20 protein-coding genes are annotated in these 21,276 nt (G+C 43.8%); 8 read left to right on the top strand and 12 right to left on the bottom strand.

The features are described from left to right. Positions 1–101: 101 nt before the first annotated feature. The 3 genes from AB4154_RS20535 to AB4154_RS20525 all read right to left on the bottom strand — a co-directional run bounded on the left by AB4154_RS20535 (position 102) and on the right by AB4154_RS20525 (position 2,521). Positions 102–395: a YkgJ family cysteine cluster protein gene (locus tag AB4154_RS20535; protein ID WP_080582263.1), complete on the bottom strand. Its 294-nt coding sequence runs from the start codon at positions 393–395 to the stop codon at positions 102–104. A gap of 175 nt (positions 396–570) precedes the next feature. Continuing rightward, positions 571–1,755, bottom strand: coding sequence for a serine hydrolase (locus AB4154_RS20530; RefSeq protein WP_372124001.1), 1,185 nt, complete (start codon positions 1,753–1,755; stop codon positions 571–573). Positions 1,756–1,933: 178 nt separating this feature from the next. Beyond that, positions 1,934–2,521 carry a DUF4136 domain-containing protein gene (locus tag AB4154_RS20525; protein ID WP_017064475.1) on the bottom strand — a complete coding sequence of 196 codons (588 nt, stop codon included), beginning with the start codon at positions 2,519–2,521 and terminating at the stop codon, positions 1,934–1,936. 268 nt (positions 2,522–2,789) lie between these two features. Between AB4154_RS20525 and AB4154_RS20520 the strand changes: the two genes are divergently transcribed. Continuing rightward, entirely contained in the window at positions 2,790–3,044 is a 255-nt protein-coding gene (locus AB4154_RS20520; RefSeq protein ID WP_017068159.1) for a YgjV family protein, read from the top strand. Between the two features lie 135 nt (positions 3,045–3,179). Here the strand turns inward: AB4154_RS20520 and AB4154_RS20515 are convergent, their stop codons facing one another. Further along, positions 3,180–4,643 (bottom strand): diguanylate cyclase domain-containing protein, encoded by a 1,464-nt coding sequence (locus tag AB4154_RS20515; RefSeq protein ID WP_372123999.1) that lies wholly within the window; start codon positions 4,641–4,643, stop codon positions 3,180–3,182. 294 nt (positions 4,644–4,937) lie between these two features. After that, on the bottom strand, positions 4,938–8,105 hold the full coding sequence (locus AB4154_RS20510; protein ID WP_372123998.1) for a chitinase C-terminal domain-containing protein: 3,168 nt from the start codon (positions 8,103–8,105) through the stop codon (positions 4,938–4,940). A 476-nt stretch (positions 8,106–8,581) separates the two neighbouring features. On the opposite strand from AB4154_RS20510, the gene AB4154_RS20505 reads away from it, so the two are divergent. Then, a complete protein-coding gene (locus AB4154_RS20505) occupies positions 8,582–10,168 on the top strand; it encodes a BCCT family transporter (RefSeq protein ID WP_372123996.1) in 1,587 nt (528 codons plus the stop codon). A gap of 128 nt (positions 10,169–10,296) precedes the next feature. Here the strand turns inward: AB4154_RS20505 and AB4154_RS20500 are convergent, their stop codons facing one another. After that, positions 10,297–10,659 carry a RidA family protein gene (locus AB4154_RS20500; protein WP_372123994.1) on the bottom strand — a complete coding sequence of 121 codons (363 nt, stop codon included), beginning with the start codon at positions 10,657–10,659 and terminating at the stop codon, positions 10,297–10,299. 281 nt (positions 10,660–10,940) lie between these two features. Here AB4154_RS20500 and AB4154_RS20495 point away from each other — a divergent pair, with 281 nt between their 5' ends. Then, positions 10,941–11,387 (top strand): DUF417 family protein, encoded by a 447-nt coding sequence (locus tag AB4154_RS20495; protein WP_017064470.1) that lies wholly within the window; start codon positions 10,941–10,943, stop codon positions 11,385–11,387. A 115-nt stretch (positions 11,388–11,502) separates the two neighbouring features. Here the strand turns inward: AB4154_RS20495 and AB4154_RS20490 are convergent, their stop codons facing one another. The 6 genes from AB4154_RS20490 to AB4154_RS20465 form a co-directional block, all read right to left on the bottom strand. After that, a complete protein-coding gene (locus AB4154_RS20490) occupies positions 11,503–12,021 on the bottom strand; it encodes a GNAT family N-acetyltransferase (protein ID WP_017062656.1) in 519 nt (172 codons plus the stop codon). 69 nt (positions 12,022–12,090) lie between these two features. Further along, positions 12,091–12,555 (bottom strand): acyltransferase, encoded by a 465-nt coding sequence (locus AB4154_RS20485; RefSeq protein WP_017062657.1) that lies wholly within the window; start codon positions 12,553–12,555, stop codon positions 12,091–12,093. A 118-nt stretch (positions 12,556–12,673) separates the two neighbouring features. Continuing rightward, positions 12,674–12,823 (bottom strand): hypothetical protein, encoded by a 150-nt coding sequence (locus AB4154_RS20480; protein WP_017062658.1) that lies wholly within the window; start codon positions 12,821–12,823, stop codon positions 12,674–12,676. Between the two features lie 94 nt (positions 12,824–12,917). After that, complete coding sequence (locus AB4154_RS20475; RefSeq protein WP_017062659.1) at positions 12,918–13,274, bottom strand: hypothetical protein; 357 nt, start codon at positions 13,272–13,274, stop codon at positions 12,918–12,920. Between the two features lie 213 nt (positions 13,275–13,487). Beyond that, the gene (locus AB4154_RS20470) at positions 13,488–14,735 is read right to left on the bottom strand and encodes a RidA family protein (RefSeq protein WP_017064467.1); all 1,248 of its coding nucleotides are present in this window, start codon (positions 14,733–14,735) and stop codon (positions 13,488–13,490) included. Positions 14,736–15,304: 569 nt separating this feature from the next. After that, positions 15,305–16,189, bottom strand: a complete 885-nt coding sequence (locus AB4154_RS20465; RefSeq protein WP_017067592.1) for an AraC family transcriptional regulator — start codon at positions 16,187–16,189, stop codon at positions 15,305–15,307. A 193-nt stretch (positions 16,190–16,382) separates the two neighbouring features. On the opposite strand from AB4154_RS20465, the gene AB4154_RS20460 reads away from it, so the two are divergent. From AB4154_RS20460 to AB4154_RS20440, 5 genes are all read left to right on the top strand, one after another. Then, a complete protein-coding gene (locus AB4154_RS20460; protein WP_048615371.1) occupies positions 16,383–17,531 on the top strand; it encodes an iron-containing alcohol dehydrogenase in 1,149 nt (382 codons plus the stop codon). A 225-nt stretch (positions 17,532–17,756) separates the two neighbouring features. Next, positions 17,757–18,503 (top strand): amino acid ABC transporter ATP-binding protein, encoded by a 747-nt coding sequence (locus tag AB4154_RS20455; protein WP_029224268.1) that lies wholly within the window; start codon positions 17,757–17,759, stop codon positions 18,501–18,503. Then, positions 18,503–19,300 (top strand): amino acid ABC transporter permease, encoded by a 798-nt coding sequence (locus tag AB4154_RS20450; protein WP_372123992.1) that lies wholly within the window; start codon positions 18,503–18,505, stop codon positions 19,298–19,300. Before AB4154_RS20455 ends, AB4154_RS20450 begins: the two co-directional genes overlap by 1 nt. Before the next feature lie 12 nt (positions 19,301–19,312). After that, complete coding sequence (locus AB4154_RS20445; protein ID WP_017067595.1) at positions 19,313–20,122, top strand: transporter substrate-binding domain-containing protein; 810 nt, start codon at positions 19,313–19,315, stop codon at positions 20,120–20,122. Positions 20,123–20,260: 138 nt separating this feature from the next. Further along, complete coding sequence (locus tag AB4154_RS20440; protein WP_102428564.1) at positions 20,261–21,187, top strand: amino acid ABC transporter permease; 927 nt, start codon at positions 20,261–20,263, stop codon at positions 21,185–21,187. Positions 21,188–21,276 lie beyond the last annotated feature (89 nt).

The raw sequence follows: 21,276 nt of genomic DNA, 5'->3' as shown, positions 1-21,276 counted from the left end.
TTCTACAACTGCTTAAGGTATAGAACCCTGATATTTAATTTTAATGTGATTATCACAGTTCATTAGCGTACTTTAGTTACTGAGTTCAATACTGCAGACGCCTAGCCCATCACATCTTTGCGCTGGTCAACACATTCGAAAGAGCCCATTTCGAACTCGCGACAGATCCATGGTCGGTTTTCGTAGATAGTACACATCAGTGTTTCTCTATCTACCGCAGAACACCAGCCGTCGTCTAAGCGCTTCATGGTTTCACCGCCCCATTCATCATAAGCGATGTGCTCTTCAGGTACGCCCGTATCTGTGATGATCATAACCTCTAAACGACAACAGCATGCCTGACAATTTGCACAGGTTACTTCGGGTTCGGTTACGTTCTTTATATCTATCGTCATAAGTGACTACACTGCTAAATTTTGCGTATAGTAATCGAAACCGCCCGCTACGGCTAATAAAGATAGTGCGGCGCGGCGTTTTCATTGATGTAGAAATAACAAAGGGCGCTGTGATTCACTCACAACACCCATAATATTTCGACTTTTCAGCGCGGCTTATCGCCACAGGCTCTATTTAGAACAGGCTCGCGAAGAACAGCTTAACGTAGTCTATTAAACGTTTGAACAAACCGCCCTGTTCAACCGCTTCAAGCGCGATCAAAGGCTGAGTTTGAACATCTTCGCCATCAACGGTGTAATGAACCACACCTAGAGTTTGACCTTCTGCAATTGGCGCTTTCAGTTCAGAGTTAAGCTCGATAGATGCAGTCAGCTTTTTACTGTCTGACTTAGGCAACGTAATGAACGTGTCTTCTGCCACACCTAATTTCAATGTGTCTTGCTCACCAAACCATACCTTCTCTTCAGCCACTTGATCGCCGCCTTTATGCGGGTTTAGTGTATCGAAGAAACGGAAACCGTAGCTCAACAGCTGTTTGCTGTCTGATTCACGGCTCTTAACGCTTGATGCGCCCATCACAACCGCGATAAGTCTCATCTCACTTTGTGTCGCTGAACTCGCCAAACTGTAGCCAGCACCAGAGGTGTAGCCCGTTTTCATGCCATCAACGGTTAAGCTTCTATCACGCAACAAGCCATTACGGTTATGTTGAGTGATGCCGTTGTAACTGAAAGAGCGTTCGCTGTATAAGCCATACACATCCGGTAAATCACGAATAATGGCACGACCGAGTAACGCGATATCGTAAGGAGTCGAATAGAGGTCGTCTGCATCCAAACCATGTGCATTGGCAAAATGGGTGTTTTCTAGCTTCAGAGAGGTAGCCCAAGAGTTCATCAGGTCAACGAATGCATCTTGTGAGCCTGCAACATGCTCTGCAATCGCAACGCTAGCATCATTACCGGATTGAATAATCAAGCCACGATAAAGATCCATCATTGCTACATCGGTGTTTACTTCGATGAACATTTTTGAAGAGTCTGGGAAGTTCTTCGCCCACGCGTTCTCACTGATTCGTACCTGATCATCAGCAGAGATGTTGCCTCGCTTCATCTCTTGACCTGCCACATAGCTGGTCATCAGTTTGGTCAAGCTTGCTGGGTTTAACTTCGTATGTGCGTTTTTTTCTACCAGCACATCACCAGAATTAAAATCAATTAACACATACCCTTTTGCGCCTAGGCTAGGTGGGCTTGGTACTATAGAAGGTGCTGCGATAGCTGCATTACTTACCATCGCGGCGTTACTTACAATGAATATACTTAATAGAGGGAGAGAGTATTTGGAAAACAGTTTCATTGAATCAAACCTAAGTTAACGTTTTGAGCAGTATAGACAAATGCTAGCAAAAGAAGCGCGAACTTTACGTTGCTTTACGTATTTGTACCATTCGTTACAAATAAAAAAGTATAATCTGCGATCTGACCATATTTTCCACAACTAATATTTACTCCACGAATGCATTCAACGCCTAATGCTATCGCTCAGGCATGCGTCTAAATAACATTTCAACAAAGCCAGTAATACGCTGTTTGCTCTCGCTTGGCTCTAAATCAGGTTGGATGCCAGACTGTGCTAATGCTTGCCATTGTACGACCTCTGAGTTAGGTACGAAAAACGCAATGTACAACGACCCTTTCTCCGCGACTTTACCTTCACCATCGTAAAATGGCACACCAGTAGATAGCTTAATCGCATCGAAGATAGACTCATCGTTCAGTTCCGATTCTTCCGCTAATCCAAAGCCTACAACAACATCACCGACACCATCCTGCTTTAACTGATAACCTTTACTTGAGAGCTGTTCTTGAATCGAATCACGCACTAAATCGGTTACCACGGTTTCATCGTATTTTTGAGAAAGGTAAACCTTTTCTGACTCAGGGTGCCAGGAGTACGTCATCACGCCGTGTTTCATGAAACCAAAGTCACCGCTAGTGACCACACCATAATTGTGTGTGGGTGGTATTTCTTGCGTAGAGCATGCGGTCAGCCCAATAGCCATCAAAGCCAATAGTGCTGCTTTTTTTATGCTTTTTGTTGCACAAATGGATCGTTTTATCATTCGAGGCTTCCTTACCTATATAAGAATAACTATCAATTCAACCTCCAACATAAATAGTAATTATGTTAATAGAAAGGTCATTAAACGTTTGCGTAATCGCTAACCTTCACCTCTGTCTGTTTTGGGGGTTTAATCACAAAAACAGAGTTGGTATAGTTCTCCCCGTTAAACAAAACCAGACCATTCGAGGCACGGAGCTTCCTCAATCATCTCATGAAGAGAAGAATTGGTACCGACAAAGTATCGGCAAATTTAAGAGGGTCAAACAATGGAATTCAATATGGTTGAAATTTTAGGTTACGCTGCGTCTATTATGGTCGCAATTTCATTAACAATGAAAGATATCGTTCGTCTGCGTGTCCTTAACTTTATTGGCTGTGCACTCTTCACAGCATACGGCATCATGATTGACGCATGGCCAGTTGCAGCCACCAACGGCTTTATCGCTTGTGTAAACATCTACTTCCTTGCAAAAATGCAAAAGGAAAAAAAAACGGAAGCGATGAAAGCAGCGAAAGCTTAAATTAACGATTAGCCTTTCAAATAATTCTGAAAAAGCCCAAATAGAGCGATCTATTTGGGCTTTTTTGTGTTTGTCGTTCTCAAGAGCTCGATTTGTGTGAACAAAACTTTTCAATTCAATGAGGCTTTCAACCGATCACATGTAAGCAACGTGATATTCGTTCTCTCGATACGCTTGAGTGTTGTTACGTCCACTCTCTTTTGCTTGATAAAGCGCTTTGTCGGCTTTATCGATAGCGGTTTCAATGTCAGTCAGTGCTTGAGCATGGCAACAACCAGCGCTGATTGTTACTGGCGACACTAAGCCTTGAAGTTGCTCAACACATAACCGTAACGCCTCTGATAATTCGAATAACTCATGTTCATCACAATCAAACGTCACCAAAATAAACTCTTCACCGCCATAGCGTGCAATCAAACGACGACGGTTAACAAATCTCTTCAGTGATTTTGCGACCTCACAGATAACCCTATCGCCTTGAGCATGACCATATTGATCGTTCACCCGCTTGAAATGGTCAATATCCAGCAAAATGACACCGACATTTGTTAGCGGATAAGGCGACCTTTGAGTAATTTTCAGTTTTAGCTGTTCGATAAAACTCCGTCGACGAGGAAGCCCAGTAAGGTAATCGAGGCTTGCCACATCCAAGATTCTAAGATGACGATGCCGCAGGTAAAGCACCAACACGACAATAATGCTCAACAAACTTACAACCAAAGCCATCAAGCTAATAAACAATAGGCTATGATTTCGATTAAGCTCTTGCTCTAAGATACCTGCAGAAATGACCCAATTAAGATAAGGGTAAAACTTATAGAAGATTTTTTTGTTGGTCGTGCCACTATCACTGGAAATCGAGTAACTGAATTGACCTTCTGGTTTGGTGGCGATTCGATCAATAAGCAGTTCAGACGAGTAGCCTATTAAGGATTTCAATGATTTGTGCTCATAATCTGGATGAAGCACTAAGTTACCCTGCAGATCGACAATGTACACATATCCGCTATCACCAAACGCATACTTTCTAAGTTTATCTTTTAAACCTTCAAGATCGACCAAATACATCAATTCTTCTTTATAGGTCGTCGCAACCAAAGTATTACCACTCGGTAGCCTCATCGAATAAGCGACTTTGGCTCTGCGGCTTATCTCATGAGGGTTAGCGTGAAAGTACTCGATCATGCCAGAGTCAATAGTGAGCTGTTTTTGGATATGAGTAAGATGCCCACGCTTCTGACCTTGCAAGAATGGATGGTAGAGATGGACGCCTTGGGGTGACATCAAATAGATATAACCCGATTGTCCAATATGCAATTCACGGGCAATTTGGCTTACCTGTTCAACTTCTTGTTCTGGCGTGGTATGCCATACATGAGACGCAACGGTATCCGTAATTCCTTTAAGATATGTCTTTATCGCCTCATTAACTGTGGTGTCGACAATATCGTAACTCGCGTTCACAATCGTACGAAAAAACAGTTGGTTAGATTCCAACAATGACCTTTCAGTTCGATTAAATTGAAAGGCAGAAAGAATCATCGACACGACGGCGAGCGCAATTGAAAAATTAAGAATGTATTTACGTCTGACTTTCAAGATTACCCCGTAGATTTATAATTTCAGGTAACGCTGTGACTTCTCTTATATACAGACTGTTTTATATCATGTTTTTATTTTTTACTGAACGAGTGTCGATATTTTTAAGGGTTTCTATACGTAATCTGTGACTTATAACCAAAACGCCGAACTGGATTCAGTTCGGCTTTTTGATTTTATGTCTAGATTGATTACTTAATTGATACTAATTCCTGATAAATAGACTTAAAAGCATTTGTGTTTATTACCTATTACTACACTCTATTGTCTATAAATAGTTTGCTTAGCATTAAATTAAGAACAAACTTGAGTCCAGCTACCATCGCTACCCGGTTCAGAACTTGTCCACCAGTTTGCTTGGTAAACACTACCGTTGTGAACCACCCGGTCTCCTGTGTTTGCATGGCTTGGGTTACCTGCCCAATCTTTCTGAGGTAAGTCTGGGTAAACCGCTAAACCTGCCGTATCACATGTACCTGGATTGGTGCCACCATCGCCAGGGTTACCGCCACCTGAACTGATATCACCTAATGGTAGATCTGGCTGCTCGAAGCTAAACGCGTAATCAACGCCACCGACATTCACCGCGTAGTTAGCAGGGCCAGAAATTGGCAAGTAATACACCATGTCTAACTCATACACACCGCCAGCAGGAAGCTCTTCCCATGTCGGCAACGTAAACGCCACTCGGTGCATGGTTCCATCTAGTCCACCGATGTTATCCGCGCGAGTATGACCTGAAGCAATCACGGTCAAACCACCACCCGATTGATCTTTCGCGTTATCAGGTGCAGATACTGGGATATCGAATTGGAACTCAGTTCCACCCGGAAGAGCTTGCCCTGTGTTGTTCGTGAACGTGATCTTAGGGTTGATTGGGTAGTTTTGGTCACCGACTTTGAAGCCACCAACCGATACCGCGATATCTAGCGCTTCTGTTGGAATAGCACCCGTCGCTACTTTGTTTCCATATGGTGTTGCAGACTTAAACTTCTCGTAGATAGCTTTCGTCATGGTGTTACCCATGTGGAACTCACCGTTACCGCTGTTACACGCTTGCTCAGTCGTATCGATAGAGCTTCGGTTGCCATTCGCATCGAGAACATAACAGTTATAATCCCCTGCTAGTTCCCAGAACATAATGCCGCCGATCTCTTTGTCGATAACGTAGTCCGCTTTCACGTCGATAGACTGTTTATCTTCTGTTGAAAGGAATACGCCCTTCTCTGCGTTCCACAACCAAGGTGCAACCGCCACACTGTCGTAGTTTCTCGTGTAAGTGCCCGTTAGAACATCTGAAGGATCATTCACAGGATCAAGCTTGTAAGCTTCAGCGTAAGAGCCCCAAATACCCTTCTCTAGGTTCTTCGCGTGCCACATAGGGTTAGAACCCGCGCCCATTTCGTTACCTTTTGGATCGGTATCGTGCCACATGTTGTCGATACCAATAGCGCCATGGCCACAGTTGTTTTTCTCGCCTTCACCCGTACCCGCTGAACATTCAGATTGGTTTGGCAGTGCTGCTCGGCCCCAAAGACCATTCTCAGCACCCGTTACGCCTTGCCAACCACGAGTGTAGTAAGGCACACCGATGTTAATACGGCCTGCTGGCATAGAACCACGGAAGTAATGGTAAGCCCAATCCGTGTTCAGATAACCAATACCACCGTAAGCCGCCGTGTCGTATACGTTCCACTGCGCTAGCTCTGAATCTTTACCCGTATCAAACAAGGCTGCGTTATGACCTACGTGATCGTTCCACGCACCGTGAAGGTCGTAAGACATGATGTTTACGTAATCGAGGTACTTGGTTACATCGAATGTTTCCATACCGCGTAATAGGTAACCAGAAGAAGGCGCTGCGATCGTTAACATGTAGTGATTGCCATCTTGCGCAGACGCCGCATCGAGCTTCTCACGTAGCACTTTCATCAACACTTGGTACGACGCCCACAGGTATTGACGACGCGGCTCCATGAAGTCTTTGTCGTATGGGTTACCTGCGCCAGCCATAGAAGTTGGGTATTCGTAATCGATATCTAGACCATCGAACTGGTACTTACGCAGCATTTCGACCGCTGAAGTCGCGAATGTTTCGATACCTTGATGGTTGATAGAACCATCAGCATTGGTCGTCATGGTGTAGAAACCACCATCAGCCACGCGGCTGCCATCAGTCGCGAAGTGACCGCCTGTTTCAGCCCAACCACCGATTGAGATTAACGTTTTCACGCCGTGTTTTTTCTTCGCTGTCGCTAATGCACCGAAGTGACCTTTGAAGCCTAATGCCGGATCAACTTCCACACCCGGCCACTCTTTACCAACCGCTGCGTTATTTGGATCGTTTACATCACCGACGTTTACTTTGCCATCTGAACCGATGCTCACGAAAGCGTAGTTAATGTGTGTGAGTTGTTCCCAAGGAATATCATTTACTAGGTAAGCAGCTTGTGGGTCATCCCCTGCACGCCAACTTGTGAAGTAACCAATGACACGACGGGGATGGTCTGCACCCATTTTCTCACGGCCTTCATCATCGTAAATTGTACAGTAAGGAACATCGACACCTTGAGTTTGATATAAGCCATCAGGGCGACATGTGCTCACTGTTGGAGCGCCGTTCACGGTCAAAGATGCCAACGCAGAATCTGCAGTCGCACCTTGGTCGTCTGTTGCTTTCGCGTAAACCGCTAAAGAACCCGCTTGAGTTGTTGTGTAATCTAACGTGTAAGGGCTCGTTGCAGCAGTTCCCACAAGAGCACCCGCTACGTAGAAATCAACCTTATCAACCGTGCCATCGCTATCTGCTGCCGTTGCTGTCAGTGTGACTACACCACCAACATCAACAGATGACACTGAAAGTGCAACTGAAACTGTCGGTGCTTCATTCCCTGGTTGTGCTGAATCAACAGAAACAGAAACCGCACTTGCAACACTTGCTGCGCCTTCATTATCCGTTGCAACAACAGAAACCTGATGATTACCCGACGTTGCAGCCCAAGTCGCTTCGAAAGGTGCCGCTGTGACTACCGCAACAGATGCGCCATCAACAAAGAACTCAACCGAAGCCACACTGCCATCAGAATCTAGTGCTGTTGCACTCAATACAACATTATCGCCTTCAGTAATCACGTCAGAAGCAGAGGGTGCCGTTAATGAAGCCGTTGGTACTTCATTTGGCGTACCGCCACCTCCGCCACCACTACACACATCAATCTTTTTCCATTGTGCATAGTCACCCTCAAATTGGCTCGGGTTGTTATTTTGATTCCAGTAATTCGCTGAGTACGCGCTGCCGTCATGTGAAACCTGATCACCACCGGTGTACACCGTGGCGGAATCCCACGCTTCTAACGTTGAACAATCCACAGCCGCGTAGCTGTTGAACGCCATTAAGCATGACGCGGTGAGAGTACTGAGTGTAAAAACCTTCTTGGCCACTCTTCCTTGGTTTAGGTGCATGTTAGCTGTCCCTTAAGTTATTGTTTCAAGATGCTTAATTTAAGTGTCATATTTCTCATCACTTAAATCTCTTCGCAAAACAACTGTAGGTAACAGTGCCAATTTAACACCTAAAATATTCGATATTTATAAAATGACTCGCATTAATTTGTTTATAGCATGCAATGAGTCGACACTTATTTTGCACGAACAACTAATATTAAATTTATTTCGGTACGCTAAAAAATATCGCCTAATTCGTATCCTTAATTACAAAACTCTATTCATATCTGCTTTATTTGTTCGTTCTGAAATTTCGTTTTAAAACTAACCAAAAGGGATTGATTTCGCCGTAGAACTGATTTCTTTTCTAAATTTGCCCACTTTTTCTTAACAATTGTGGTAGTATCGCGGATTTTTTTGACGAACCTCACATTTCCAATGCAAGTGTGGGAGAAATACATAGGCTCGAAAGAGCCAAATATAGCGAAGAAATAATGTCCAACTTGACGCAAGTCGCCAACGAAAACATCAACGCAGAATCTACTTCTATCGATTTCAATAAAGCTCAATCTTTGGGTGAAAAACTGGAACTCGGAAACCCAGTCTTTTGGCTTAGTGGCAGTTTTTTAACCCTCTTTGTCATCCTCGCTTTCACCAACGCCTCCGTGTTGTCCGAACTTGTAAACATCGGCTTTAGTTATTCAACTAAGTGGTTCGGTGCTTTCTGGCAAGTCCTACTACTTCTCAACTTCATTATCGGTTTAGTGCTTGCACTAGGTCGCACCGGCCACGTTCGCTTAGGAACGCTTGCCCTACCTGAAATGACCACCTTTAAATGGATGTCTATCGTCCTATGTACGCTGCTAGCCGGCGGTGGTGTGTTCTGGGCAGCCGCAGAGCCTATCGCTCACTTTGTTTCAGCTCCGCCACTGTATGGCAACGCAGATCCTCAAGCGATGGCGTTCAATGCTCTATCACAATCTTTCATGCACTGGGGTTTCCTTGCATGGGCAATCTTAGGTGGTTTGTCTTCCATCGTGTTAATGCACTTGCATTACGACAAAGGCCTTCCTCTTAAGCCTCGCACTCTGCTTTACCCAGTACTTGGCGACAAAGCGATTAACAGTTGGGTTGGTAACGTTGTCGACGCATGCAGCATCGTGGCTGTAGCCGCAGGTACTATCGGCCCTATCGGCTTCCTTGGCCTACAAATCAGCTACGCACTGAGCGAACTGTTTGGCATTTCAGACAGCTTTGCAACTCAAAGTGTTGTTATTATCTTTGCTATCGCAATGTACACGCTTTCTGCTTTGAGCGGCGTGAACAAAGGTATCCAACTGGTAAGCCGTTACAACATCATCTTGTCTGTGTGTCTAATCGGCTACATCCTTCTTGTTGGCCCAACGAGCTTCATCGTTGATGGCTACCTGCAAGGTATGGGCGAAATGGTTGATAACTTCATCCCAATGGCGCTATACCGCCAAGATACAGCATGGCTAGGTGGCTGGACTGTGTTCTTCTGGGGTTGGTTCTTAGGTTATGGCCCAATGATGGCGATCTTCATTGCTCGTATCTCACGTGGCCGTACTATTCGCCAAATGATCGTTTCTATTAGCATCGTTGCACCGCTTGTAACGTGTTTCTGGTTCAGCATCGTTGGTGGTAGTGGTCTAGCGTTTGAATTAGAGAACCCAGGTGTGATTTCTAGTGCGTTCGAAGGCTTCAACCTTCCGGCGGTTCTTCTAGCAATTACCGCGCAACTGCCGTTCCCAACTCTGATTGCAATTCTGTTCCTGATCCTGACGACCACGTTCATCGTGACAACAGGTGACTCAATGACTTACACCATCAGTGTGGTAATGACGGGTACGACAGAGCCAAACGCAGCGGTACGTACTTTCTGGGGTATCATCATGGGTGCGGTAGCGATCGCACTTATCTCAATGGGTTCAGGCGGCATCTCCGCTCTACAGTCGTTCATTGTAATCACAGCGGTTCCGGTATCGTTTATCTTGCTCCCGTGTCTATGGCACGCGCCGAAGATCGCGAAGCAGATGGCAAGAGATCAAGGTATCGCTTAATACCTGACCCGATTTAGTTTCGGGTAGCGTAGAACACTAAAAAGCCACTCAAGTGATTCACCTGAGTGGCTTTGTTTTATCTGTTCGTTACTTCTATCTACGAAGCTTATTTCAACCGATAGTTCGGCTTATTGAAACTTTTCACCCGCAGCAACCATAAACGACATCTCAACCAGTAGCTCAGGATTAGCAAGTTCTGCTTTCACGCATGCACGGCTTGGCGCGCAGCCTTCAGGGAACCACGCATCCCAAACTTCATTGAGTGCATCAAAGTTAGCGAAATCCGTGAGATAAATAGTCACTGACAATACGCGAGATTTGTCGCTGTCTACCAAACTCATCATTTCTTCGGCTTGTTCGAAGATTTGCTGAACCTGACTCTTAATTCCTGCTGTTGTATCCGTCTCTGCCACTTCCACAAAGCTTGCAATACCGTTAAAAACAGTTACATCAGACCAACGTTTGGTCGGGTTAATTCTATGAATTTTCACTGGTTATACTCTTCTTATAATTAGGGTGAACATCAGCGTAATCTAATCCAAATCGCGAATATTGAAAACAAAAATTGGAAAACTCGCGGTACCTTTTGAACAGCACTATCGCTTCCCCATTGCTTTGGTTCTCAACATCACTAGCCTTTAAGCCCCTATCGAGACAATAAGTCGCCACGTGTCAAATCTCTAGATAAATATATTAATTATTATTCTCAATGCGAAATTTAATCTGAACTCTTGCGGTCATATTCAAGGATTTTATTAAATGGAGTACTTTTATGCATGTTCAAACCTATGATTTAAAACAGAGTAATGTGGGATATAACCTTGGAGTGGTTGGAGTAGCATTAGTGCTCGCTTGGATTGGAATTTATAAGTTTACGCCAACTGAAGCGATGCTCATTGAACCGCTAATCGCGAATCATCCTGCAATGAACTGGCTTTACAATCTGTTCTCAGTACAAGCTGTGTCTAACATGGTGGGTGGCGCGGAGATCATCGTCGCGATTGGATTGATCGTTGGATTTAAGAAGCCGACAGTAGCTTTCTACTCAGGCATTGCTGCATCGGCTATCTTTGTTGTGACACTTAGCTTCCTGGTTACAACGCCAAACGCTTGGAAAGTATCGGATGGCATCTTAGTCACTAACTTCTTCCTAGTGAAAGATATCCTGTTTTTGGCTATCGCGATTAGCGTAATCGAACATAACAAACCTCAGAAGTAACCGTAAATCTAGAAGTGGCCAAACCTAGAAGTAACCTTAAACCTTTAAATAAAAAGACTCGAAGCTGGCTAGAAGGACGCTGCCAGCTTCTAATGTATAAGGCACTGATAGTCACCTAGTCAGCTAAAACCTTACGATAAAAATTAGCATCTTGATGTTCTCCTTTAAACACCGCGTAGCTCTCAACATACTCGACCAATTCAAAACCGGTATTGGATAAGATTTTGTTGGAACCGATATTGCCCACTAACGCATAGGCATCAACATATTTAAGGTTGGTCTGTTCCTCCAAATAGAGTAGAAACTGCTTTACTGCGTTAGACGCAATGCCTTTTGAAGCAAAGGAACGACCTACTCGATACCCTAGCTCTCCACTATGGGCGATCTGGTCGATATCGCGGATGTTGATTCTTCCACAGACAGTGCCATTGGCATCTTTGATCAACATAGGAATCATCTCACCATTCTCGTATTCAGTTAGAAAGCTGGTGATTTGCTCGGTCACACCTGCATTTGAATAGAAGCTATCACCCCTAACTGGAATAAATTGCTCAAACCACTCTCGATTTTCGACCTCAAAATCCAAAAGCGCACTCGCGTCATTCGGTTGAAGTAAGTGTAAAAATACATCCATGACAAATACTCTAATGTTTCCCTAAAAAGCCGCACCTTATGATTCATGAACCACGGCTTATTAATACGGTTACGGTAAACCTCTCAATTTCTTGGCTGGGTTACCTGCGTAGATACCTTTTTCGGTGATGTCTTTCGTTACCACACTGCCCGCGCCGATTACTGCACCTTCGCAAATGCTGACAGACAGAACCGTAGCGTTAGAACCGATCGTGACGTTGTCAGCTATCAAGGTACGCCCCCAACTTTCAGGATTAGGATCTGGCTTGCCCTCTTTGAATAAGTCGTTGGCAAACATGACTCCGTGACCAACAAAGCAGTCACTTCCAATGGTCACATACTCACAGATAAAGGTGTGAGATTGAATCTTGCTTCTCGCACCTATCACGGTGTTCTTTTGAATCTCAACAAAGGGGCCAACGAACACATCATCTTTAAGCTCACAGCCATAAACGTTACTTGGCTCGATGATAGTGACATTCTCGCCACAGGTAATATCAGTAATCTGTGACTTTAATACTCTTGGACTTGCCATACTTCACTTCCTCTCGACATTAGCGTCACAATTCAACCTAAGAGATTGTGCCGTAAGCATTAAAGTGCAGCAAATAGACATGTTGAGAGTTGGCAATGGATCAGAAATTCTGCATAAATTAAAACAGTCCCACCAGCACAACTGACAACAGCACCCCACCGATAAAACTTGGGGCGTGGAATGGCTGAGCTTTAGATCTAACGTACTCTTTTTGAAGGTCTTCTTGGTAAGTTTTAACGGCGAGTTCTTTTACGTAGTTATTTTGCATAATAAGCTCCTTCTTAATCAGTAAGAGAAGCTTAAGACTTCAAGTTAGGTTGAGGTAAAGCAAAAAATCAGATTAATTGAACACTTTATTTTTGTTACTCGAGGATTACCCTGAACACATCGTTATTCACGCCGCCAACATCTACTAACTCTCCCGGTTTCATTAGAAGCGAGGTGTTAAGCTGTCGTGTTGAACGTGGCTCTTTTGTTTCTCGAATCACTAACATATCGACAAAATAGCCAGAGTCTTTCTTTGATATTGAGCCCGAAAACGTAACGCTTTCAACCCTATCGGCAAGGACTGAATTGAATGTTTTATCCTCTAAAACACCTGCGGCGATGGATGTATCACCATAAAATAGCGTGATGGTTGTTGGGTCGGGTACCAACTCTTGATTGGACGAACACCCTATTAGGGTAAGGCATAGCAGTAAAATGGCTCGAAATTGCATAAACTGGTTTTCTTTATTACGTTAAGCGTCTGTTTTTCATATTAAAACACTTCAACCTTATAAATACCATGTTTACGGGATAAGCTTAGGTGTGTCGCTTCGATGGACTTGAGTAATGAAGTGAACGGATCAGATCTCGGCCTGTTGAGTTTGCTCCCTATTTGGAAGCTAAACCGAGATCTGATCGATATTATCGAGAAGGGTTCAATTGATTTATGCAACAACGTCTTGTGGAGGTGTCCCTTCACAGTTAGAAACGACAGCATCAATTTGTACTAAAGCATTCATTGGGATTTCTGAAACCCCTACTACCGTTCTTGCAGGCAGCTCAGCATTAAAGAATGTGGTGTAGACTTCGTTTACCACATCAATATCTGAAATATCCTTAAGTTGAATATTAATTTTCACCGTATCGTCCATGCTATGGTCAACGCTTTCAATTATCGCCTTAATATTGTTTAAACATTGTTCCGCTTGTTCTTTTACCCCGCCAGCAACGATTTCATTTGTTTTCGGATCTAAAGGTAATTGGGCTGAAATATGATTGTAGTGAGAGAAAGCAACAGTATGCGAATAAGGCATGAATGGTGCAGAAACAGTATTATTGGTTTCAATAACCAGTAAGCGAGTGTCTTCTGGTAATTGCGGCGGTGTACCGTCGCCATGTGAAATGGATGTATCAATTTGAATTAAAGCACCCATTGGTAATTCAGCTGCGTTAACAACAGTACGAGCAGGAACGTAGCTTGGGAAGAATTTAGCACATACTTCATTTACCACTTCCGCATCTGCGATATTTTTTAGGTAGATAGTCGTTTTAACCACATCATTCATGACGTGTCCGATGCTTTCTAAAATAGCTTTAATGTTTGATAGACATTGCGCTGTTTGCGCTTTGATACCACCATCAACCAACTCACCTGTGGCTACATCTATAGGCAACTGAGCTGAAAGATTGTTGTAGTGAGAAAAGGCTGCAGTCTGCGTAGACACAGCACTTTGAGGTGCGTTATCCGTATTTCTTGAGACCTTAATTAGCGCGCAAGGAGCTTGTGGTTTAGTGCCTTCACCGTTAGAAATGAGAGCATCCATTTGAACCAGCGCATCGCTGCTTGGCAGTGCAGTGACACCCACGACAGTGCGTGTTGGAAGGCTGTTGTGGAAGAAGTTTTTGTAAACTTCATCAATAGCATCGATATCAGAAATATTCTTAACGAAAACATTAATCTTCACGACATCATCCATAACATGGTCGATGCTTTCAACAATCGCTTTAATATTATTCAAACATTGTGCTGCTTGATCTTTAATATCACCGATGACTATTTCACCCGTTTTAGGGTCAATCGGAAGTTGAGCAGAAAAGTTATTATAATGAGAAAAAGCGACCGTTTGTGTAGATACAGAATTAATTGGTGCGTTTTCAGTGTTTCTTGAAATTTTAATGATATCGCTACTCATCGGTATTATCCTTTAAATAAAATAGGTATACGTATTTATATTTAACAATCGTATTTGGAAGAATGATTAAAGTAGCGCCATGTTAAGTGAATTATTTTAGGGTAAACGTGATATCCATCAGACTCTCAGTTGACTATAAATCAGCAAGTTACAGAATAATTAGTCATCAAACGACTAATTATCCGTCGTACTAGGCTTTATCAACTGCTAAATTATCTTTAATTTTAAGTCTATTCAATAATCCTGAATACTCTCTCTGATAGTACGGTGAGTAATTCCAGAATTTTAGATAATATTTGATAGGTTGTTCACACTAAAACTTCGTTAATAGCTAAGTTAGTGAGTTTCTCCCCTATACCTGTGCATAAACTCTTAGGCTATTTAATTAATTATTTTCGAGAGCTTATTTTATATAAGTACGTTAATAATATATTCGAGAATCAAATACCTACAATCTGACAATGCCTATGATTAGATACATTTACTCATATAATTCAACAAATATGAGCAATCGTCACCATAGCTTTTGGCATTATAGCTCTCAACACATAGTTTCGTTGAAAGAAGAACTAAACCGCTCTTGGAGTAGTATTGAAGTGGCGCTTAAATTCGCGGCTAAATTGAGATGGGCTGGAGTAACCGACTCGACGTGCAGCATCACTAATACGAAGGCCTTCTAGTTGAATCAGCTCTTTGGCTTTATTAAGTCTAACCTTTTTCAAGTATTGAAGAGGTGATTCAAAGGTGACATTACGGAATGCATTGTGGAAGGCAGACACGCTCATGTTGGCTTCGTCAGCAAGCGATTGAACGGTGATGGTTTGGTCGTACTCTTCATGCACTTTAGACAGCGCTTTGGCAACACGTGCGTAATGGCCATCATGATGAGCTAAATCAAACAGCACACGCCCTTCTGAACCGGTTAATGCGCGGTAGACAATCTCCGTTACCATGGCATCGCCCAATATGTTGGCCTCAATGTCGCAATGCAGCGTTTTCACCAATCGGGTAAAGCTCTCTAGCATTTGCTCTTCCATTGGCGTCGATTCTAAGCCACTCGAGTTCTGTTTGTGCTTGTTGCAGTAGCTCTCTAAGAAGCCTTGATCTTCGAGCTTTTTGACTAAGCTATGCAAGCGTTGAGAATCAATGCTAATCGACAAGCCAAGCAATGGTTCACCATTAACAGGCAAGGCTTCGCACTCTAACGGCATTGGCACACCCACCACAAGATAATCACCTGCAGCGTAAGTCACTGGCCTTTCGCCAATGTAGATGTTCTTTTTACCCTGTCCGAGCATGATAATGCCAGACTGGTAAGTAAATGGCTGACGCTGATTCCCTCCACTGCTTCTATACAACCACACGCCGCTAATTTCAGTTTCTCTGATCCCTTCGAGATCATCCCAACCTTTGTGTTCTACATATGACTGTAACAACTGAGCGAGTGTTTTCATAAGTGGCGACTTTCCATTCCAAGTGCTAAGAGTAAGTAAGCTAAAGCAGAGGAAGAATATCAAGTTTGTAGAAATAGGCAATTTATTTGGAGGAACAGCTCTTCATTGACCTAGATTACTGTACTAATATGCAAATATAGAAATTGAGCAATAAACCAAAATAACAAATTTCGCTTTACACAAGGAATCTCTGATGCAATTTACTTACGTTAACCCTACTGTTATCCATTTCGGCCAAGGCCAAATCAACGCTATCAGCCAAGCGGTTGATACTTCGAAGAAAGTACTGGTCATCTATGGTGGCGGTTCAATCAAGAGCAACGGTGTTTACGACCAAGTTGTAGAATCTTTGAAAGATCACTCTTGGATCGAGTTCTCTGGCGTTGAAGCAAACCCTACCAAAGAGACGCTAGACAAAGCAGTCGCTCTTGTTAAAGAAGAAAACGTAGAATTCATTATCGCTGTTGGCGGTGGTTCAGTAATCGACGGCTCTAAGTACGTTGCTGCAGCGGCTAAATATGACGGCGACGGTTGGGACATCCTAACGGGCAAACACCAAGTAACTGAAGCGACGCCAATCGGTGCGGTACTGACACTTCCTGCGACAGGTTCTGAATCTAACATGGGTGCGGTAATCACGCGTAAAGCGACTCAAGAGAAGCTTGCTTTCCTTAACCCTGCAGTACAGCCTAAGTTTGCGGTTATGGACCCAGATGTAATGAAGTCTCTACCTGAGCGCCAATTGATCAACGGTTTAGTTGATGCGTGGGTACACGTGTGTGAGCAATACATCACGATGCCAACAGACGCGATGGTTCAAGACGGTTACGCGGAAACACTGCTTAAGAACCTACTTGTACTGGGTAAGCAATACGACGAGCGTGACAACGACGCATGGCGTGCAAACCTAATGTGGACAGCAAACCAAGCGCTTAACGGCCTAATTGGTACGGGTGTTCCTCAAGATTGGGCAACTCACATGATTGGCCACGAATTCACAGCACTATGGCACGTAGACCACGCACGTTCGCTTGCGATTGTTCAACCTTCACTACTTCGTAACCAAATCGAAGCAAAACGTGGCAAGCTAGAGCAAATGGGTCGTAACGTATTTGGCCTAGAAGCGGGTGCTGATTTAGCAGAACGCACAATCGCTGCAATCGAAGCGTTCTACCACAGCCTAGACGTAGCAACCATGTTTGACGGCTACGAAACAAACAAAGCAACGGCGATTGACAATGTTGTCGCTCAACTTGAATCACACGGCTACCTACAACTTGGTGAGAATCAAGCAATCACGCCAGAGAAAACACGTGAGATTCTAGAGTCTGCGATTCACTAAGAATCGGGAAAATAGAGAGAAAGTAAAGATAGTGGTCATACAACGATGAATTTTCACATCTGACTGAACCCATTACTTTTTTCTTTCGTACAACAGAAGCAGCGTTCATTTTGAGCGCTGCTTTTTAATTTGCCCTACAAGATGCTATTAAATTCTCATAAGTCCCTAATTTTATGTGCAATCATATTTCTATATTGTTAAGGTAAACCTGTCTCTTTACTAGGTATGAACAACGATTTGAACAATCTCAAGGAAATGGTTAAGTTTAAGTCACTTAACAAGTGGTATGGTGATTTTCATGCCCTAAAGGGTATCGATTTAAATATTGAACAAGGAGAGATAGTGGTGATTTGCGGGCCGTCTGGTTCGGGTAAATCAACCTTGATCCGTTGCATCAATCAGCTAGAACCTTTCGAAAGTGGCGAACTTTCCGTGCTAGAACAAGTGCTCCCGAGTAAGTTCAACACACCGGGCCAAGTCGGAATGGTGTTTCAGCACTTTCATTTATTCCCCCATCTTACCGTGCTTGAGAACCTTACTCTTTCTCCAATTCGTACGCTTAAAAAAAGCAAACAAGAAGCCGAAAAGATAGCAATGCACTATCTCGAGCGTGTGCACATTGCAGAACAAGCCAACAAATACCCAGTGCAACTTTCTGGCGGCCAGCAACAACGTGTGGCTATCGCCCGTTCTCTGTGTATGAAGCCGGAATTACTCTTGTTCGATGAACCCACTTCAGCGCTTGATCCGGAGATGATCAACGAAGTACTCGATGTGATGGTTGAACTGGCGAGCGAAGGCATCACCATGGTGTGTGTCACCCACGAAATGGGCTTTGCAAAACAAGTGGCCGACCGCGTTATCTTCATGGATGAAGGACAAATTGTGGAATCGAATACCCCACAAGCGCTCTTTGAAAACCCTCAACATGAACGTACTCAAGCGTTCCTAAATCAGATCCTGACTTATTGATGTTGATTCGAATTATTAAACCCGCCCTATCTGCTTTGGTACAGATTGTTGTACTGGTGGCTGCTGTTGTTTGGATTCTCGACTCTGGTGCACAAGCCATGGGATACAGCTGGCAATGGGAGCGTGTGCCGGACTATATTGCTTTCTATGAAGATGGTGAATGGTGGCCTGCAGAATTAGTTGAAGGGCTACTAGTTACCATCAATATCTCTTTGATTTCTTTGGTTGCAACGCTGGTGATTGGCTTAACCACAGCCCTATTGCGAAACTCCAATTCGGTGGTTGGACGCACCTTAGCCACCAGCTATGTTGAGTTGATTCGTAACACGCCGTTATTAGTACAAATTTATTTGCTCTATTTTGTATTTGGCCCCGTATTAGGGCTCGATCGCTTTAGTACTGCCGTTTTAGCCTTGGCACTTTTCCAAGGCGCTTACACCGCCGAGATATTTCGTGCTGGTTTAAATGGTATTGCGAGAGGACAATTTGAAGCAGCTCAATCCTTGGGCTTATCAAAGACCTATACTTACTGGGATGTGATTCTTCCTCAGGTGGTGCAACGCACCTTGCCACCTTTGACCAATGAAGTGATCTCTCTTATTAAAAACTCTTCAATTGTGAGTGTCATGGCTATCTTTGACCTAACAACCGAAGCCAGAAACATAGTTTCTGAAACCGCGATGCCATTTGAGATTTGGTTCTCTGTGGCGATCATTTACCTTGCACTTACACTTTCACTTTCTGCCGTTGCAGCTTGGCTTGAGCATAAGCTCGGAGCTAACTGGCGAACACAATAAGGATTTATCAGCATGAAGCTATTTAAAACCGCAATTACAGCCCTACTTGCGCTTGCCGTCAGTTTGCCTGCACTTGCTTCTGAAACGCCTAACCTAGACAAAATAAACGAACGTGGCTCTCTACGCGTTGGTATGTCGACATTTGTTCCTTGGGCGATGCGTAACAAACAAGGCGATCTTGTTGGCTTTGAAATCGATGTAGCAAAACGTCTTGCTGAAGATTCTGGCTGGAAAGTTGAATTCGTACCGACGGCATGGGATGGCATTATTCCTTCTCTACTTTCGAACAAGTTTGATGTAATCATTGGCGGTATGTCTATCACTGAAGCTCGCGCTAAAAGCGTATTGTTCACTGAACCTTACTCGCACTCTGGCGTTCAACTGGCAGCGAATAAAGAGCTAGCAGAAGGTTTTACACAAATCTCTGATTTTGATTCTCGCCGTGTAAAAATTGCAGCGCGTCGTGGTGCATTCACAGTGCAAGTAGCTCGTGAAACCTTCCCTAAAGCGAAAGTTCTACAGTTCGATGACGATGCTCAAGCATTCCAAGAAGTATTAAACGGCAACGCACACGCGGTTATCGCGTCTAGCCCGAAACCAGAACACGAAGCGATTAAAAACGCAGACACGCTATTTATTCCATTCGAAGAACGCCTATCAAAAGGTAATGAAGCATTTGCAGTTCGCCTAGGTGAAACTGACAAGACAGAATTCTTCAACGAATGGATCAAAGCACGTACTGAAGACGGTTGGTTGAAAGAGCGTTACGAGTACTGGTTCTCTACTCTAGATTGGCAAGACCAGATTGCTCAAGGTCAGTAATCAACTGCCAATTAGACGCTAAAGAACCAATCAAGGCAGTACCTTGCTGGTACTGTCTTTTAAGAAACACCCGAGATAGCTATAAACTCATAGCCACTCTCACAGCATATTAATTATCATTGTTTAAACAGGAATGACGTGAGTAGTACTAGCGCATTATCAACGCCCAAGCCCAACCTTCACACGAAGCCTTGGTATCAACGCCTCAATCTATTAGATGGAGTGTTGTTTGCGATCATTTTCGCGTTCGCAGGTTGGCTTTATTATCGTTCCGCTGTTGGTATTAACTACCATTGGCGCTGGGAAGATGCGTTTACCCTGATTTTCATTCCGCCTTCTCAAGGCAATATTCCTTACTTTTTCCAAGGCTTGATCGCGACACTGCGCTTGAGTGTTTGGAGTATGGTTTTAGCACTCTCTTTTGGCACATTACTTGGCGTTGCTAGGCACTCTAAAATTGCTTTCTTTCGTACGCCTGCACTGATTTTTATCCAACTGGTTCGAAATATTCCACCACTGGTTTTTGTCTTCATATTCTATTTCTTCGTTTCTAACCAACTGATTCCATTACTTGGTTTAGAAAGTATCTTACGTGAACACAACGGCGAGATTAACGCTGTTCAAGCCTTTCTGTTTGGTCCTGCTAACCTTTGGGAAAACTTGGCGTCTGGTGTTATCTGTATTGGTTTGCTCTCTTCGGCTTACATCGCAGAAGTGATTCGAGCTGGCTTAGAAAGTATTCCTAAAGGGCAATGGGAAGCGGCCGATTCACTCGGCTTATCGGCGTTGTCTAAGTATCGATTTGTGGTTGGCCCGCAAGTATTAACGGCCATCACACCGCCATTGGCTGGCCAAGCAATCTCTTTGGTTAAAGACACGTCGATTGTGTCTCTGATTTCTATCCAAGAGATGACTTTCGTTGGTACTGAAATGGCAAACTCGTCAGGTTTGATCTTCGAGATCTGGCTGATTGTAGGCTTCGTATATTTTGCTTTATGCTTTGTGCTTTCGCGTCTGTTCAAAGTGATTGAGCAACGTTCTAGTGCTTACCTTAACCATCAGTAACGTCATTAATAAGAAGTACCGACTCGCCCAGCTATTCATCACCCTTACCCATTTCACCTGATTGGTTTAAGTTATTGATCAGTCAGGAT

The sequence above is a fragment of the Vibrio sp. 10N.286.51.B11 genome (assembly GCF_041469245.1).
Classification (GTDB): domain Bacteria; phylum Pseudomonadota; class Gammaproteobacteria; order Enterobacterales; family Vibrionaceae; genus Vibrio; species Vibrio crassostreae_C.
The sequence above is the reverse complement of the archived record's forward strand: the minus strand, read 5'-3'. Positions and strand labels throughout refer to the sequence as shown.